This window comes from Corynebacterium sp. TAE3-ERU12 (genome assembly GCF_019209905.1).
GTDB lineage: Bacteria > Actinomycetota > Actinomycetes > Mycobacteriales > Mycobacteriaceae > Corynebacterium.
This window is the reverse complement of the sequence record NZ_JAHUTM010000003.1, coordinates 94,814-111,488: the sequence shown is the minus strand read 5'-3', so window position 1 is coordinate 111,488 and position 16,675 is coordinate 94,814. Positions and strand designations below refer to the sequence as shown.

Sequence of the window (16,675 nt, the reverse complement as noted above, 5' to 3'; positions counted from 1 at the left end):
TCCACGATGCGAGTAAACTAGAGGTATGGCCGAGAATAACGAGGAAGAACACATCGTCGATCTAGCAGCGACCGAGGGTTATGTCGTCGACGACTCCGACGATGATGATCCGGTCCTGATCACTCCCGACGGAACCCCCGTCAACACCTGGCGCGATGGTTACCCCTACGACGAGCGGATGAGCCGCGCGGAGTACGAATCCATCAAGCGCAAACTGCAGATCGAGCTACTGAAGTGGCAGAACTGGACCAAGGACACCGGCCAGCGGCACATCATCCTCTTTGAGGGCCGAGACGCCGCCGGTAAGGGTGGCACCATCAAGCGCTTCAACGAGCACCTCAACCCCCGCGGTGCCCGCACCGTCGCACTGGAAAAGCCCTCCCCGCGTGAGTCGACCTCCTGGTACTTCCAGCGCTATATCGAACACTTCCCGGCCGCTGGCGAGATCGTCTTCTTCGACCGCTCGTGGTACAACCGCTCCGGCGTGGAGCGGGTCATGGGCTTCTGCACCGAATCACAGCACGCAGAATTCCTGCGTGAAGTGCCGATGCTGGAAAATATGATCCTCGGCTCGGGTATCTCGCTCACCAAATTCTGGTTCTCGGTGTCCCAGAAGGAACAGCGCACCCGCTTCGCTATCCGCCAGGTTGATCCGGTGCGGCAGTGGAAGCTGTCGCCAATGGACCTGGCCTCCTTGGACAAGTGGGATGATTACACCCGCGCTAAGGAAGAACAGTTCCGCTACACCGACACCGACGAGTCGCCGTGGATCACTATTAAGTCCAATGACAAAAAACGCGCCCGCATTAATGCCATGCGCTACGTGCTGTCCAAGTTCGAGTACACCGGCAAGGACCACGACCTCGTCGCCCAGCCCGACCCGCTGATCGTCAAGCGCGGTCGCGACCAAATCGGCGACTAAACACCGGCCCACCAGCCAACTACACGCCCGGGACCCACACGGTCCCGGGCGTTTGGCGTAGGTACTAAGAAAACTGCTCCGCTGACGGCTCAATCGGATTGCCCTGCCAGCGCGTTCCCGCCGGAACATGGTCGCCACGCTGCACCAGGGAACCCGGGCCAACCGTGCAACTCTGGCCCAACTCAGCAGCCGGCAGCGCCACCGAATGCGGACCCAGGCTCGCCCCAGCAGCGATATCCACTCGGTCCAAGCTCATCACCCGATCCTGGAACAGGTGCGTCTGCACCACCACGCCTGGCCCCACCGAGGCACCATCGCCGATATGGCACAGGTCAGTCTCCGGTAGCCAGTAGGACTCCAACCACACCCCGCGGCCAATATCGGCACCCAGCAGGCGCAGTGCCCACACCATGCTGTGCGTGCCTGAGGTCATGGTGAAAAACCACGGGGCCGCGACATTCTCCACAAAGACATCCTGGAGCTCATTGAGCCACACAAATGGGCTCCACAACACGTGCTCACCAGGTCGATGCCGCTGCACACACAGCCACTTCGCGGCCACAGTCACCAGCACCGCCACCCAGCCAGCCAGGAGGAACACCACAGGGGAGACCAGCCATGCCACGAACAGCCCGGCCACCCCGGCCACCGCCTGCAAAGAACCACACACGCCCACTGCGATAGCCAACGACGTCATCGGCGCCAGCAGCCGCAGCACCTCCACCGCCGCACGAGCGGCCTTCATACGCCGCGCTGGCTGGTACGTCTGCGTCGCGTCGGCGCCAGCGTCGGCAAGCACCCGGCGTAGCCGCTCCGGGGGAGAACCCCACCAGTTCGACGCCGCCTTCGCCTTCTTCGGCGTAGAGGACAACACCGCCACCAGCGCGTCGCGGCCAAGCTTGCGGCCCGGGGCAGTAATACCGGAATTACCGAGGAAGGCGCGTTTACCAATCCGGGACCGGTCAATATGCAGCCAGCCGCCGCCCAACTCGTAGCCGGCAACCATGGTGTCATCAGCCAGGAACGCGCCATCGCGGATTTCCGTCATCGACGGCACCACCACCGCCGTGGAAATCTCCACATTGCGCCCCACCGACGCACCCAGCGCACGGAACCACATTGGTGTCAGAGTGCTCGCATACAGCGGGAAAATATCGCTACGGGCGGCATCCATCAGCCGCTCTACCGCCCAGACCTGCCAGCCCTGCCGGGACCGCACCGGGTGCACACCAGGCCGCATGCCGACGGAGAGGGCACGCACGAGAACCAACGTCAGCAGCATATACACCGCGAAGGCCGCCACCGCCGCAACCGGAACCCACCCCAGCGCTATAGCCACGGCCGCCCCGATAGTCACCGCATCATGGGCGGCCAGCGCAAGAATCGCCGCCGCGCTCAGCAACGCCGCCGTCGGCACGCCGGCGAGCAGCAAAGCAGACACACCATAAATCGCCACCCAATAAGGCCTGCGTGGGGCAGGCTGGTCCGGGAATACCCGCTTCGACCGGCCGACCTTATGCGCAGGTGAGCCCGCCCACCGGGAGCCGCGTTTGATCCGCTTCTCACCAGTGACACACGAACCGGCCTCAATATGCGCCCCAGGGCCAATATGGGTGCCGGGCAGCAAGGTGCAGCGCGTGCCGACGCGGGCGCCCGGGCCGATAAACACCTCACCAACATGCACCGTATCCCCGTCGACCCAGTACCCACTGAGATCCGTTTCCTGCTCAACGGAGCAATGATCAGCTAGCGTGAGCAAACCCGTCACCGGCGGCAATGTATGCAAACTCACGCCCTTGCCGATTGTCGCCCCCAACGCCCGGGCGTACCACAGCACCCATGGGGCACCGGAGCTGGAGCGGGCACCGGAAATATCAGCGAGCCGCTCAGCCGCCCACAACCGCAGATGCACACTGCCGCCACGCGGATAATCACCCGGCGTAATACCACGCACCACAACCCGGGTGATGAGCGCAGTCATCGGCAGCGTGCCGACAGGGGTGAGGAATAACACCGCCAACACCACAGCCACCCCGACGGGAATATCCACCGCCAAAGGCACCCCAAGGACATGACCAATGGCATTAAAAACCGCCAGCCACGCTATCCAACGGGCAGCCCGCGCCCACTGGATAGCCACCAGACCAATGGCCTGCCAGCAGCGAGTGCGCGCAGCAACCGGGGTGACCTCGGGCACATCCCGCTCAGTCGCCGAGGCCGGTCCGGCAGGATCGACTACGCCGCGGGAGACCAACTCGTCGGCAAGCCGACCCAACCGGGGGTTGTCATATAAGTCGCGCACCGCCACCTGCGGGGCGACCTCACGAATCCGGGAAACCACCGTTGCCGCAGCTAATGAGGTACCACCCAGAGCGAAGAAATCAGCCGCCGGGCCCGGGGTAGGCACCGCCAACACCTCAGCCCACAACTGCGCCAGCCACGCCTCAACCGGGGTGAGCGCACTGGTATCGGCATCGGCCGTGTGCGGCAGTGGCCACGGCAATGCGGCCTTATCGACCTTGCCGGAAGTACGCACCGGCAGCTCATCCATAATGTGTAGCCGTGGCACCAGGGCGGCGGGCATATTCTCCCGCAATATCGCCACGCAGTGCTCAGCATCCATGGTCGAAGCATCACCGCCGGCGCCCACATAGCCCACCAGCACCGAATCGCCCGCCCCGGTTTTCTGCACGATGGCAGTAGCCTGCGTCGCGCCGGGCAAGGCCGCCACATTGGCCTCCACCTCACCCAGCTCAATCCGGCGGCCACCAATCTTGACCTGGTCATCGACGCGGCCGACAAAGTACAGGCCCTCGGGTTCATAACGGACGTGGTCGCCGGTGCGGTAGGCGCGATCCCAGCCCAGCGCGGGGGCGTATTTTTCCGCGTCCTTGGCCGGGTCGAGGTAGCGGGCCAAGCCGACACCACCAATGACGAGCTCGCCGACCTCGCCGAACTCCACCTGGGTGCCGTCGGCACCAATCACAGCTAAGTCCCATCCCGCCAGCGGCAGCCCAATGCTGACCGGCTGGCCTGGGTAGAGCCGCGCCGCCGAGGCCACCACCGTTGCCTCAGTGGGGCCGTAGGTATTCCACATATGCCGCTCATCTGTGGCCAGCCGGTCCACCAACTCAGCCGGGCAGGCCTCGCCACCGACAATGAGCAGCCGCACACTGTCCAGGGCTTCAGCGGGCCACAACCCGGCCAGCGTCGGCACTGTGGACACCGCCGTTATCTGACGGGAAATAAGCCACGGCCCCAAGTCCACACCAGAGCGCACTAAGGATCGCGGTGCTGGTACCAGACATGCGCCGTGCCGCCAGGCCAACCACATCTCCTCGCAGGAAGCATCGAAGGCTACGGACAGGCCGGCGAGCACCCGGTCGTCTGGGCCCAGTGGGCCTTCCGGGTGGTCCTGCAAAAACAGTTGTGCCTCAGCGTCCACAAAAGCCGCGGCATTGCGGTGGGTGACCGCCACGCCTTTAGGAGTGCCGGTGGAGCCAGAGGTGAAAATCACCCAGCAGTCATCGGCCGGGCGCGGGGTGCGGGCGGTATTGCTGGAGTCGCGCACCTGGTGCAGGCCATCGGCGCCGAACCAGGCCACAATATCGGCTTCCCCGAACACCATTTCGGCGCGCTCATCGGGGTCATCGGCATCGACTGGCACATAGGCGGCGCCGACTGTAAGGGTGGCGAGAATCGCGATATAGAGGCCACGATCCCCGGAGGGCATACGCACACCGACGCGGTCACCAGCGCCGATTCCTTTGTCGGCAAGCCAGCTGGCGGTGTGGTCGACCTCGGCGATGAGGTCGGCGTAGGTGAGCACCATATCCCCGTCATCCAGGGCTGCGGCCTGCGGGTATTCCTCAGCGGTGGCCCGCAGGATATCGATCAAAGTGCGCGGGGCGGCAGCCTCAGCATGGCGGGTATAGGGCGGTGTGGTCATCGTCGGCGGCCTCGCAGCGCGATGCGCTTGCGGGCCCGTTCACGCCACTGCGCAAGCCGGTTGGGGTCATTGAGGGCCGCTGTGGCCCGGCGCAAGGCATTGACCACGACTTCGTCGGATTCGACAAGAACTTGTTCTTCAGCCAGGGCGATGCGTTTGCGGATTGTGCGGCGCAGGCGTTCACCAGCGTCGGTAAGCCGCACCAGACGGCGGCGTCGGTCGACACGATCTTGGACGCGCTCGACAAGTCCATCGGCTTCCAGGGAGTCAAGGAGTCGCACCATATCGGAGCGATCCATATTGAGCGCGTCACAGAGTTCACGTTGGGCCCAGGACGCCGTTGGGCCGATGGATTCCAACAGCCAGTAGCCACGCAATGTCGTCGTCGGGCCGTCGGTACGCAATGCCTCTGCGACTGCGGTTCGCAGGGAGGCTTCAAAACGCTGAGAAGCAAAAACCAATGAACCCGTCACTGCGGCCGGAAGTTCCGGCGCAGTGCGGGGAGTTGGGTCCGCAGCATGTGCCATAAGGACAGATTACTGCCTAGGCCTTTTCGATCGGCCGGTTGTGGTACTCCCAGTCGATGAAGCCGCCGGTGACGCTGTAGGCGTCAATGCCGTTGCGCTCCAACCACTGGCCGACCTGGCCCGACCGGCCGCCGGAGCGGCAGATCAGGTAAATGTCCTCGTCCAGGTCCAGCTCGCCGTAGCGGGCCGGGATCTGTTCCATCGGGATGTTGATAGCGCCAGCGGGGTGACCGTCGGCGAACTCTTGCTCAGAGCGCACGTCGATCAGCTGGCAGTTGTCGGGCACGTCTTTCACGGGGATAGTTTCCATGCCCGTGATTCTAAGAGGCTTTGCCCGAAAGCGCTGTTACTTGTATCGCGCGATGGCTTCGTCGAGGATGCGCTGGGCTTCTGCGGTGTTACCCCAACCGGAGCCCTGGACTTCCTTGCCCGGCTCGAGGTCCTTGTAGTGGACGAAGAAGTGCTCGATCTCATCGCGGGTGAAGGAGGAGATGTCCTCAATGTCCTTGATGTGCTCGAAACGGGGGTCATCGAGGACGCAGAGCAGCTTGTCGTCGCCGCCGGCTTCGTCGGTCATCTTGAACACACCGACCGGGCGGGCCTTGACGATGACGCCGGGGAACAGCGGCTCGGGCAGCACTACCAGGGCGTCGAGGGGGTCGCCGTCTTCGCCGAGGGTGTGGTCGATGAAGCCGTAGTCAGTGGGGTAAGCCATCGGGGTGAACAGGTAACGATCGAGGTAGACCTTGCCGGTCTCGTGATCGACCTCGTACTTATTGCGCTGGCCCTTGGGGATTTCGATGGTTACTTCGACGCTCACGTCGGCTCCTTTGTCGTCGGTTTCGGGTGTGTCGCACCAAGCCTGGGCACATTGATGTCCAGGCAGCGCCTACAGTGTCCATGGTATCTGCCGAGTGGGAGGAGGGCCCTAATGAAGCGCGTCACTGCAGTTATTGCTGCATTAGTGCTGCTTCTTGGTGTCGCTGGGGTGGTTGTGATGGTCAACCAGCGCGCTATCTCGGTTGCTCAGGCCCCTCAGGTCACCCAGGCGCCGGAGCCATTATTGCTCAGTGCGTCCTCGCCGCCGAGCCCGGAGTTTCGGGCGAAGGTCACCGAGGTCATGGATGCGCTTGCCGACGATGACGCCATGGGCGATGTGCACGGCATGGTTGCTGATGTGGCCACGGGGGAGGTGCTGTGGTCGCGTAATGCCGATAAGCCGGTCACTCCCGCCTCGACGACGAAACTTTTGACGGCCACTGCTGTGCTGTTGGGGCTTCCGGGCGATGACCGGGTGCCGACGAAGGTGCTGTCCAGCCCGCAGGACGGCACAGTTATTTTGTCCGGCGCGTGGGACCCGACGTTGTCTCGCTCTGGTTCGGGTGCTTATCCAGGTGCGGCCTCGATAGCGGATTTGGCCGCGCAGGTGCGTAAGCAGGCCGGTGCGGTGGATACCGTGATTGTTGATACCGCCCCTAATAAGGATTCCTGGCGGGATGATTGGGATCGCTCCGGGATTAAGGCCGGCTATATCGCCCCTATTGAGTCTGTGGAGATCGATGCGGGGCAGCTCGGCTCGGGCCGTTCAGACAGCCCTGCGATGGACGCGGCGGCAGCGCTTGCCGACGAGCTGGGCGCCAACAACGTCGAGGCCACTGATAATGCTGCCGGGGTTGACCTGCTCGGGGAGGTGCGCTCCGCGCCGTTGACGACTCGGGTCCACCAGATGTTGCAGCACAGTGACAATGTGCTCGCCGAGTCGCTGGGCCGTGAGTTGGCGGTATCTCGCGGCAAGCCAGCTACTTTCGCCGGTGCCGCCGAGGCGGTCAAAGAGGTGCTTGCGGAGCATGATCTTTTGGTGCCGGATGGGCTCAGCGGTGCCGATACGTCGGGTTTATCGCCGGCTAATAAGGTCACCCCGCAGCAGCTCACCCAGGTGCTTCGTGCCGCCACTACCAACGCGGAATTGGCGGCGGTTCTTGATGGGATTCCCGTGGCTGGGGTGAATGGCACCCTGTCCACCCGCTATACCGGTAGCTCCGGGCGTGGGTGGATTCGGGCGAAGACCGGCACGCTGAGCCCGGTGTCGTCCCTGTCCGGTGTGCTCACCAACTCGGAAGGCCGGGTGCTTACTTTTACCCTCATCTCCGATGATGTGGATATCGCTGCTGCCCGAGCCGCCGCTGACCGTGGTGTTTCGGAACTCCAGGCCATCACTGATTCCCCATGACCACCCCGTTTTGGCCCCGTCGTAGTCCAGCGTTTTTGCGTTTGCGCCACCATGTGCGCGCCGGGCTGGGGCAGTGGCTTGCCGGTTCCGGGGAGCTGACTGTTGGTGTGTCTGGTGGGGCGGATTCGCTGGCGCTGGCTGCGGCGTGCATTGCTGAGGGCCGCAGCCTCGACCGTATTGTGCACGCTGTTGTTGTCGATCATGGTTTGCAGGCCGGGTCTGGTGAGGTCGCCGCGTGTGCTGCTGAGACGGTGGCGGCCTGGGGTGCTGAAGCTGAGGTCCAGCAGGTGCGTGTGGCTAAGGGCGGTGGTGTGGAAGACGCCGCCCGGCGTGCCCGTTTTGATGCTTTATTTGCTGCCGCGCACCGCAATGCTGATGGTGGGCCAGCCTGGCTCGGCCTGGCGCATACCGCCGATGACCAGGCCGAGACGATGTTGCTTGGTGTGGCTCGTGGTGGTGGCACGACAGCTATTGCCGGCATGGCCGCGCAGCGCAGGTGGGCTAATGGGGTGATTGTGGCGCGTCCGCTGTTGGCTGCGCGCCGGGATGACACTGTGGCCGCATGTGCGGAACTTGGGGTGCATCCTTGGCAGGACCCGCATAATGCTGACCGCCGGTTTAGTCGTGTTCGGGTGCGTCGGGATGTGTTGCCTTCGTTGGTGGAGGCCGTCGGCCCGGCGGTTATTGACAATCTTGCCCGTACTGCCCGGCATATCCGTCGAGACGCGGAATACCTTGACCAGCTGGCTGGGCACACGCTGGGTGAGGTGGCGTCTGGTGACTGTGCCAATGAGCTGCCTGCGGCGGAGATTGCTGCCTTGCCGGAGGCTTTGGGCACGCGGGTGCTGAAATTGTGGGTTGAGGGATTGGGCGCGTCTGGGGTGACTGAGGATCACATCAGTGCGCTGGTGCATCTGGTGGCATCCCCTGGTGGGCGAATGCGTGTCCAGCTGCCCGGTATGGTGGTCGTGTCACACCAAGGTGGCATCCTAAAGGCATATCCCGGCGCGGCACCCGCGCATCCCGACGGTGACAGCCCCGGAAAGGTAGACCCATGCACGACGTGAAGAATTTCGATGTTCCCCCGAATCCTTATGGGGATGATGTCGAAGCTGTCCTCATCAGCGAGGACGAGATCCGTGCCCGCATCAAGGAGATGGCTGCGGCCACCCGTGAGCGCCATATCAATGACGATAAGGACCTCATCCTGGTGGCGGTGCTCAAGGGCGCGGTGTTCTTTATGACCGACTTTGCCCGCGAGTTGGATCTGCCCGCTCAGTTGGAGTTCATGGCGGTGTCCTCGTATGGCAATTCCACTACTTCCTCCGGTGTGGTGCGCATCCTGAAGGATCTGGACCGCGATATTGAGGGCCGTGATGTTGTCATTGTTGAGGACATCATTGATTCCGGCCTGACCTTGTCGTGGCTGATGAAGAATCTGAAGAACCGCAATCCGCGTTCCCTTGAGGTGGTTTCGCTACTGCGCAAGGTTGATGCGGTGCGCGCCAAGATTGAATTGGCCGATGTTGGTTTCGACATTCCCAACGAATTCGTCATCGGTTATGGCCTTGACTTCGCCGAGCGTTATCGTGACCTGCCCTACGTGGGCACCCTCCACCCGCGTGTTTACCGCAGCTGATTGAGAAAAACCGAGTACCCCCACATATGGATAAGCAGAAGGTCTTCCGATTTGCGGGCATCGCAGGCATTGTCCTGTTGGTGCTGTTAGCCATCACCACGTTTGGCGATGACACCCGCAGCTATCGTGATGTCGATACCTCCGTTGCCTTGCAGCAGCTTGCCGACGGCAATGTTGAGCAAGCCCAGATTGATGACCGTGAGCAGCGCCTCCGGTTGACGTTGCGTGACCCGATCACCGTCGAAGAAACCGACGATGTCGAAGAGGTCATGACGCAGTACCCGGCGCGGGCTGCCGACGATATTTTCGTCGCGGTGCGCGATGCCAAGAACCTTGAGTCGTTCAGCACCAATGTGACGAAGGAATCCTTCCTCATGTCGATGCTGGGCTTCTTGCTGCCTATGGTCATCTTCTTCTTCCTGATCATGTGGCTGTTTAGCCGTATGCAGGGCGGCAGCCGTGGTGGTGGCCTGTTCGGCATCGGTGGTTCCAAGGCGAAGCTGCTGAGCAAGGAAACCCCCACCAATACTTTCGACGATGTTGCTGGCGCCGATGAGGCTGTTCAGGAACTCGATGAGATCCGGGACTTCTTGCAGAACCCGGCCCGCTATGAGCGCCTCGGTGCCACCATTCCGCGCGGTGTGTTGCTGTATGGCCCGCCCGGTACTGGTAAAACCTTGCTCGCCCGCGCTGTTGCCGGTGAGGCTGGGGTGCCGTTCTACACCATTTCTGGTTCGGACTTCGTGGAGATGTTCGTTGGTGTGGGTGCTTCCCGTGTGCGTGATCTGTTCAATCAGGCCAAGGAAAACAGCCCTTGCATCATCTTCATTGATGAGATCGATGCTGTTGGTCGCCAGCGTGGCGCCGGCATGGGCGGCGGTCATGATGAGCGTGAGCAGACGCTGAACCAGTTGCTGGTGGAGATGGACGGTTTCGGTGAGCGCCAGGGTGTGATCATCATGGCTGCCACGAACCGGCCCGATATTCTTGACCCGGCGCTGTTGCGCCCGGGCCGTTTTGACCGCCAGATTCCGGTCGGTGCGCCTGACCTGAAGGGCCGTGAGGCGATCCTGAAGGTGCACGCTAAGGACAAGCCGCTGGCTGAGGATGCCGACTTGGATTCGTTGGCGAAGCGTACCGCTGGTATGTCCGGTGCGGATTTGCGCAATGTGCTCAATGAAGCCGCGTTGCTAACTGCCCGGATTAAGGACGAGAAGATCACCGCCGATGCGTTGGAAGAAGCTGTGGACCGTGTGGTCGGTGGCCCGCGTCGGACTTCCAAGCTCATCTCTGAGCAGGAGAAGAAGGTCACTGCGTACCACGAGGGTGGGCACACTCTTGCCGCGTGGGCGCTGAAGGATATCGAACGTGTCTATAAGGTCACGATCCTTGCTCGTGGCCGCACTGGTGGCCATGCCATGACCGTGCCCGAGGACGATAAGGGCATGTATAACCTGCCTGAGCTTTTCGCCCGGCTGGTTTTCGCTATGGGTGGTCGCGCCGCCGAGGAGCTGGTCTTTGGCTTGCCGACGACGGGTGCGTCTGCGGATATTGAGCACGCCACGAAGGTGGCCCGCGCGATGGTCACTGAGTACGGCATGACTCCTGAGCTGGGGCCGGTGAAGTACGGCGTTGAGGACGGTGACCCGTTCATGGGTCGTGGCGGCGATGGTTCCCTGGAGTACTCCCCGGAGGTTGCCGCTGTTATTGACGCCCAGGTTCGCTCTTTGATTGAGAAGGCTCATGAGGAGGCGTACGCGATCCTGCGTGAGAACCGAGACACCTTGGATCGGCTTGCCGAGAAGCTTCTGGAGAAGGAGACCTTGCGTCGCCCGGATCTGGAAGAGCTGTTTACTGACGTCGTGCAGCGCCCCCGCGTCACACTGTTCGATCAGTTGTCGCGCTATCCCGCTGATGGCCGAACTCCGGTGAAGACGCCGGTGGAGTTGGCTGTGGAGCGCGGTGAAGAGCCGCCGCGCCGCACCAATAAGTTCGCCCCGGTCGATATCGCCGAGCGTCGCGCGCAGCGCGAAGCCGAAGCTGAAGCTGAGGGCAAAGATAATGCGGAGACGCAGCAGCCGGATAACCAGGAGCCGCAGCGCGAGACGGGTTCGGCTCCGGTCTATGGTGGCCCGCCGCCGCCGAAGGACTGGACTGCTCCGGGCTGGCCGACGCAGAACCCGCCGCGTTATGGAGAGCACCCGGGTACCGCTAATTACCCGCCGGCGCAGCCGGCACCCCAGCCGACGCCGGAGCCGGCGCCGGAGCCTGCCACGCCACCGGAGCAGCCGACTCACCAGTCGCCCGCTGAGCAGGATTCGGCAGGCGCGGGACGTGATGATGAGGACACCAACGCGCGGAGCTGGCGTGATCCCGATTGGGACCCGCTGACTTCTCCGTTGCCGGAGTTCGATAAGGATGAGCACCGCTCCTTTGGTTCACGCCCGCTTGGTCAGGATTCCGAAGACAAGAATGATTCCGGTCGGCATCGTTGGAGTAGTGACGAACAGTGAGTGTTGATCACGCCCGCGCCGAAGCTGCGGTTCGGGAACTTTTGCTGGCGGTAGGGGAGGACCCCGACCGGGAAGGTCTGCGTGATACTCCGGCCCGGGTCGCCCGCGCCTATGAGGAGGCCTTCGCTGGCCTGCATGTTGACCCCGCAGAGGTCTTAAATAAGACCTTCAACGAGGACCATCAGGAATTGGTGCTGGTCCGCGATATCCCCATGTATTCGATGTGCGAGCACCACCTTGTGCCCTTCTTTGGGGTCGCCCATGTTGGCTATATCCCCGGACCCGGTGGTGAAGTCACCGGTTTGAGCAAGCTTGCTCGCCTGGTGGATCTCACCGCCAAGCGCCCGCAGGTGCAGGAGCGTCTCACCACCCAGGTTGCTGATGCTTTGGTGGAGAAGCTGCATCCGCGGTCGACGGTTGTGGTGATGGAATGCGAGCACATGTGCATGTCGATGCGCGGTATCCGCAAGCCCGGCGCTCGTACTGTGACCTCTGCGGTACGTGGTGGTTTTAAGTCTGACGCCCGGTCCCGCGCGGAGGTCATGAGCCTGATTATGGGGAGGTAAAAGCTGATGTCCGTGCCGCAGCGTGCCGACGGCCGGTGCCTCATTATGGGCATCGTCAATGCCACCGAGGACAGCTTTTCCGACGGTGGCCGCTGGGAAGACCCGGTTTCTGCTACCACCCACGCGCGCGTGTTGCTCGGTGAAGGCGCCGACATTATCGATATCGGGGGTGAGTCGACTCGCCCCGGGGCGAAGCGGGTTTCTGAGGAACTCGAAATGGCCCGTGTCATTCCCGTGGTGGAAACCCTTGCTGCCGAGGGAGTAACCGTCAGTGTGGATACCATGCGGGCCTCCGTCGCGGAGCGCGCCATCGCTGCTGGTGCGGCCATTATTAACGACGTCTCCGGTGGTCTGGCCGACCCCGATATGCTGCGAGTGTGCGGACAATCCGATGTGTCCGTGCTGCTTATGCACTGGCGCACGGAGCGTTTCGCCGGGGCCTCGGGCCGGGCTGAACCGGATGCCCGCGGCATCGTCGCCGAAGTGCGGGAGCACTTACTCAACCGCGCTGAGGCAGCTATGGCCGCCGGGGTGGATCGGGACAATATCATCATCGACCCTGGGCTGGGGTTCGCGAAGAACGCGGACGATAACTGGGCGCTGCTGCACGCCTTGCCCGAATTCATCGCACTGGGTTTGCCGGTGCTCGTTGGTGCTTCCCGGAAGCGGTTTACCGCCACGGTGCTCGGTGGCGCGGCGGTGCCGCCGGTGCAGGCAGACCCGGCGACCGCGGCGATTACTGCGCTGTCGGCAGCCGCCGGTGCGTGGGGCGTGCGCGTCCATGATGTCGCCCCGAACCGGGACGCTGTTGCTGTGGCTGCTGCGTGGGGAGCCGGCCGCGCCCCAGAAGGGGTCACCGCGGACCAGGATTACCCCACCGGCGGCGGTGGCCAAGCAATGCAGGAGAACTAATGGCTGATCGGATCGAACTTCGTGGGCTGCGTGCCTTTGGCAGGCACGGCGTTTTCGACCATGAGCGTCGGGATGGCCAGGATTTCCTCTGCGATATCACGCTGTGGCTGGATACAACCGAAGCCGCCGCCACCGACGACCTGGCAGCAACAGTCAATTACGGCCAGGTCGCAGACACCGCCCACGCTATTCTCACCGGCACCCCACGCAACCTGATTGAGACCGTCGCCGCGGAGATCGCCGACACCCTCATCGCCGATGAGCGCCTGCACGCGGTCGAAGTTACCGTGCACAAACCCCAGGCCCCGATCGAGCACGAGTTCCGTGATGTTGCTGTGGTGGCCCGGCGGTCGCGAAGGGCTGGTCGCTGATGCGCGCAGTGCTGTCAATCGGGGGCAATATTGGCGATGCCACGCAACGGTTACGCGAGGTTGTTGAGCATTTCGGCACCGATCTCGTTGCCCGCTCAGAGGTGTACCGCACGCCCCCGTGGGGAGGGGTGGAACAAGATGATTTCCGCAACGCCATTCTTATCGTCGAGGTGCAGGGCACCCCGATGGAGCTGCTTCGGCGCTGCCAGGCCCTCGAGGCTGCGGCCGACCGCACCCGGGAAGTGCGCTGGGGGCCACGAACCCTTGATGTGGATATCGTCGACATCACCGTCGGCACGCAGCAGATAATAAGCACCGACCCGGTGCTGACCCTGCCGCACCCGAGGGCACATAGCCGGGCATTTGTGCTTATCCCCTGGTTGGATGCCGATCCGGACGCTAAGTTAGGCGACACACCGGTAGCGCAACTGCTTGACGTGCTGCCAGATGAGGAGCGTGCGGGTATCCGGAAGCTCCCAGGGGCGTGGGAGGCAAGCTGATGCAGCCAACGAAAATACGAAACCTGGTCCTCGGTGCAGTATGTGCTGCCGTGGTGACCTATCCGGTGCTGGTGGCGTTTTACAGTCAGCTGGTCCAGTCGTGGTGGGACTTATTATTTCCGTGGGTGTTGATCGCGGTATGCGTTATCGGGTCGATTCGGGTGCGTAATGCCATGTCGGAGGACAATCGCATCGGCCAGGACACCCGCCAGGTCAATCCCGTGGATTTAGCGCGTTGGGTGCCGGTGGGGACTGCTTCTGCGTGGTTGGGTGCGATTTTGACGGGGGCGTATATCGCCGGTGCCATGTATGTGGTGCCTCGGTCGGACCTATTAACGGCCGCGAAAGAGGAGACACCAGTGGTGCTGGTGGGAATTGCTACTGGGTTGGCGCTTACGGCAGCTGGGTTGTGGCTCGAAAAGACCTGCCAACTTCCGCCCGAGGATGGGGATTCGCCACGCCTTCCTGGCCTATCTCTCGAGCCCCGGTAAGCTAGCTCCTATGAATAACGCCGACGAGCGCCCCGAAGGTCCAGAGCAGGACGCCGCCGTGTGGTCTGAGACCGACGATTACGGTGACGAGGGTTATGCCTGGGCCGACACTGCTGAGCCCACCGAACAGCCCTCGAGTGACCCGACCGACACCATTGGCATTGTGCTGATGGTGGCGTTGGTGCTGTTCGCGGTGGCCGCAAGCATCATTATGCTCTTCGCCACCTCGACCGGGTGGATGAAGATAGCGGTCCTCGCCGGCCTATGGGCAGGTGTCATCGGTGCGCTGTTGACCACGCGGTACCGCCGCCAGCTCAACGCTGAGCGTGAGCGTGTGAATGAGTTGCAGCGCTCTCATGAGCTGGAATTAGAAAAGGAGCTGGCTACTCACCGCGAGCAGGAGCTTATCCTCGAGCAGAATTATCTCGATTCCCTCGATCATGGGCGGGATGAAACGCTGGCTCAGTTGCGGGCGGAACTGACTGTGCTGCGCGAGCACCTCTCGGAGCTGCTGGGCCAGGACTTGGACGAGGAGCGCGTTGCTTTGCGGGCCCGCGCCGAGCGGCTTAAGGAGATTGGTGCTGGTTCCTCGGCATCCCCATTGCAGGACCCGGAAGCCTATGACCGCCCGGCCACCCGTGCCCAGGCGCATCGTTCACAGGTCACTAATGAAGGTGTGATTGGTTCGCATACTGCCACTGGCCCGGTGGGGCAGGACAAGTCTCGTCCCGAGCCGGTGGATGTTCCCGAGGTTGGTGGCGGTTTCAGCACCGATGAGTTCCAGGCTGTGCCGTGGCAGAAGCCTGCCGAACAGAAGCCGGAGCCGAAGAAGCCCGAGCCGAAGCCGGAGCCGAAGAAGCCGGCCGCCGAGGAAGAACCGAAGACGGAGACTTTCGCATCGGTGACTCGGATCAAGCCCGCAGAGAAGCCGGAACCCAAGCCCGAGCCCAAGCCCGAACCCAAGCCCGAGCCCGAGCCCAAGCCGGAGCCGAAGCCCGCGCCGAAGCCGCGTCCGCACGGCCGCCGCCGCGCCGAGGACCACTCTGATGGTCTGACTGTCGCCGAGCTGCTGCAGCAGATGCGTAAGGACAATTAAGTAGTGGCAGCACCGCGCCTTAGCTCCGGGATTATTTCTGCAGGCGCTGTTGGTACCGCTGTCGGCGAAGCCCTCAACCGCATTGGACATCATGTTCATGCGGTTGTTGCGCGTTCACCGCAGTCCCAGGCCAGGGCCCGATTACGGCTTGCCGACGCTGATATCGCCGATGCCCGTGCAGTCGCCGCGCACTCAGATCTCATCATTGTGGCGGTGCCCGACCCGCTGCTGCGAGATGTAGTCGACGAGATCGCGGACGTGGTCGGCCCGGGCCGTATCGTGCTGCATACCTCCGGTGCCCACGGTCGTGCTGTGCTGGACCCCCTGGCATTAAACGGCGCGATGACTATCGCAGCCCACCCGGCCATGACATTTACCGGCGGCCCCGCCGATACGGACCGGTTGATGGGGTGCCCCTGGGGTGTCACCGTCGGCGATGAGTTGGCCCGCACTGTGGCGTCGTTGCTGGTTGGTGAGTTAGGTGGGCGTGTGGTGGAGGTTCCTGAGCGTTCCCGCCCGCTGTATCACGCGGCGATGGCCCACGGTGCGAATCATCTCGGTGCGGTCGTTGCCGACGCGACCGGTCTGCTTGCCGAGGCGCTTGCCGACGGCCGCGCCGCCGCCGATGTCCGCGATGACGCCGCGGCGTTGCTTGGCCCATTGCTGCAGGCCAGTTTGGATAACGTGCTGCGCTGGGGAGAAAACGCGTTGACGGGCCCAGCTGCCCGTGATGATGCTGACACCGTCGGCAAGCATATAGCTGCCATCGCGGATTCAGGCAGGCCCGCTGTTGAGGTGTACCGGTCTTTGGCGCGGCGCACCGCCGAGATGCGCAATAGTGGTCAGGTGCGCCGGATGCTGGATGGTCGGCAATAGCGTCCAGTTGAGTTGCCAGCCGGTGCGGATAGTACGGTGTAAACCGCATACGGGGGCTACCCCCTGGGAGTGAATAGTGTTCG

16 protein-coding genes are annotated in these 16,675 nt (G+C 63.0%); 12 read left to right on the top strand and 4 right to left on the bottom strand.

Features of this window, described 5'->3' with window-relative positions; genetic code table 11:
• Positions 1–25: 25 nt before the first annotated feature.
• Positions 26–922, top strand: a complete 897-nt coding sequence (gene ppk2, locus KRX51_RS08470) for a polyphosphate kinase 2 (RefSeq protein WP_218362706.1) — start codon at positions 26–28, stop codon at positions 920–922.
• Positions 923–986: 64 nt separating this feature from the next.
• On the opposite strand, the gene KRX51_RS08465 is transcribed toward ppk2, so the two are convergent.
• Genes KRX51_RS08465 through KRX51_RS08450 form a run of 4 tightly spaced genes read right to left on the bottom strand, consistent with a single transcriptional unit; the run spans position 987 to position 6,218 of the window.
• Positions 987–4,871 carry a Pls/PosA family non-ribosomal peptide synthetase gene (locus tag KRX51_RS08465; protein ID WP_218362705.1) on the bottom strand — a complete coding sequence of 1,295 codons (3,885 nt, stop codon included), beginning with the start codon at positions 4,869–4,871 and terminating at the stop codon, positions 987–989.
• Entirely contained in the window at positions 4,868–5,398 is a 531-nt protein-coding gene (locus tag KRX51_RS08460; protein WP_218362704.1) for a MarR family winged helix-turn-helix transcriptional regulator, read from the bottom strand. Before KRX51_RS08460 ends, KRX51_RS08465 begins: the two co-directional genes overlap by 4 nt.
• 16 nt (positions 5,399–5,414) lie before the next feature.
• Positions 5,415–5,708, bottom strand: a complete 294-nt coding sequence (locus tag KRX51_RS08455) for a rhodanese-like domain-containing protein (protein ID WP_218362703.1) — start codon at positions 5,706–5,708, stop codon at positions 5,415–5,417.
• A gap of 36 nt (positions 5,709–5,744) precedes the next feature.
• On the bottom strand, positions 5,745–6,218 hold the full coding sequence (locus KRX51_RS08450) for an inorganic diphosphatase (protein WP_218362702.1): 474 nt from the start codon (positions 6,216–6,218) through the stop codon (positions 5,745–5,747).
• A gap of 111 nt (positions 6,219–6,329) precedes the next feature.
• On the opposite strand from KRX51_RS08450, the gene dacB reads away from it, so the two are divergent.
• From dacB to KRX51_RS10365, 11 genes are read left to right on the top strand one after another with little or no spacing between them, the layout of a single operon-like run.
• Complete coding sequence (gene dacB, locus KRX51_RS08445; protein ID WP_218362701.1) at positions 6,330–7,628, top strand: D-alanyl-D-alanine carboxypeptidase/D-alanyl-D-alanine-endopeptidase; 1,299 nt, start codon at positions 6,330–6,332, stop codon at positions 7,626–7,628.
• Positions 7,625–8,695: a tRNA lysidine(34) synthetase TilS gene (tilS, locus tag KRX51_RS08440; RefSeq protein ID WP_218362700.1), complete on the top strand. Its 1,071-nt coding sequence runs from the start codon at positions 7,625–7,627 to the stop codon at positions 8,693–8,695. Before dacB ends, tilS begins: the two co-directional genes overlap by 4 nt.
• Positions 8,683–9,267: a hypoxanthine phosphoribosyltransferase gene (gene hpt, locus KRX51_RS08435; RefSeq protein WP_218362699.1), complete on the top strand. Its 585-nt coding sequence runs from the start codon at positions 8,683–8,685 to the stop codon at positions 9,265–9,267. The genes tilS and hpt overlap by 13 nt, the downstream gene beginning before the upstream one ends.
• A gap of 26 nt (positions 9,268–9,293) precedes the next feature.
• Positions 9,294–11,780 (top strand): ATP-dependent zinc metalloprotease FtsH, encoded by a 2,487-nt coding sequence (ftsH, locus tag KRX51_RS08430; protein ID WP_255549578.1) that lies wholly within the window; start codon positions 9,294–9,296, stop codon positions 11,778–11,780.
• A complete protein-coding gene (folE, locus tag KRX51_RS08425) occupies positions 11,777–12,346 on the top strand; it encodes a GTP cyclohydrolase I FolE (RefSeq protein ID WP_218362698.1) in 570 nt (189 codons plus the stop codon). The genes ftsH and folE overlap by 4 nt, the downstream gene beginning before the upstream one ends.
• A gap of 6 nt (positions 12,347–12,352) precedes the next feature.
• Positions 12,353–13,258 (top strand): dihydropteroate synthase, encoded by a 906-nt coding sequence (gene folP, locus KRX51_RS08420; protein ID WP_255549577.1) that lies wholly within the window; start codon positions 12,353–12,355, stop codon positions 13,256–13,258.
• Positions 13,258–13,629 carry a dihydroneopterin aldolase gene (folB, locus tag KRX51_RS08415; protein ID WP_218362697.1) on the top strand — a complete coding sequence of 124 codons (372 nt, stop codon included), beginning with the start codon at positions 13,258–13,260 and terminating at the stop codon, positions 13,627–13,629. Before folP ends, folB begins: the two co-directional genes overlap by 1 nt.
• Positions 13,629–14,129, top strand: a complete 501-nt coding sequence (gene folK, locus KRX51_RS08410; protein WP_218362696.1) for a 2-amino-4-hydroxy-6-hydroxymethyldihydropteridine diphosphokinase — start codon at positions 13,629–13,631, stop codon at positions 14,127–14,129. Before folB ends, folK begins: the two co-directional genes overlap by 1 nt.
• On the top strand, positions 14,129–14,620 hold the full coding sequence (locus KRX51_RS08405) for a DUF3180 domain-containing protein (protein WP_218362695.1): 492 nt from the start codon (positions 14,129–14,131) through the stop codon (positions 14,618–14,620). The genes folK and KRX51_RS08405 overlap by 1 nt, the downstream gene beginning before the upstream one ends.
• A 10-nt stretch (positions 14,621–14,630) precedes the next feature.
• Positions 14,631–15,716 carry a DUF6779 domain-containing protein gene (locus tag KRX51_RS08400; RefSeq protein ID WP_218362694.1) on the top strand — a complete coding sequence of 362 codons (1,086 nt, stop codon included), beginning with the start codon at positions 14,631–14,633 and terminating at the stop codon, positions 15,714–15,716.
• Between the two features lie 3 nt (positions 15,717–15,719).
• Complete coding sequence (locus KRX51_RS10365; protein ID WP_218362693.1) at positions 15,720–16,592, top strand: DUF2520 domain-containing protein; 873 nt, start codon at positions 15,720–15,722, stop codon at positions 16,590–16,592.
• The last annotated feature ends 83 nt before the right edge of the window (positions 16,593–16,675 follow it).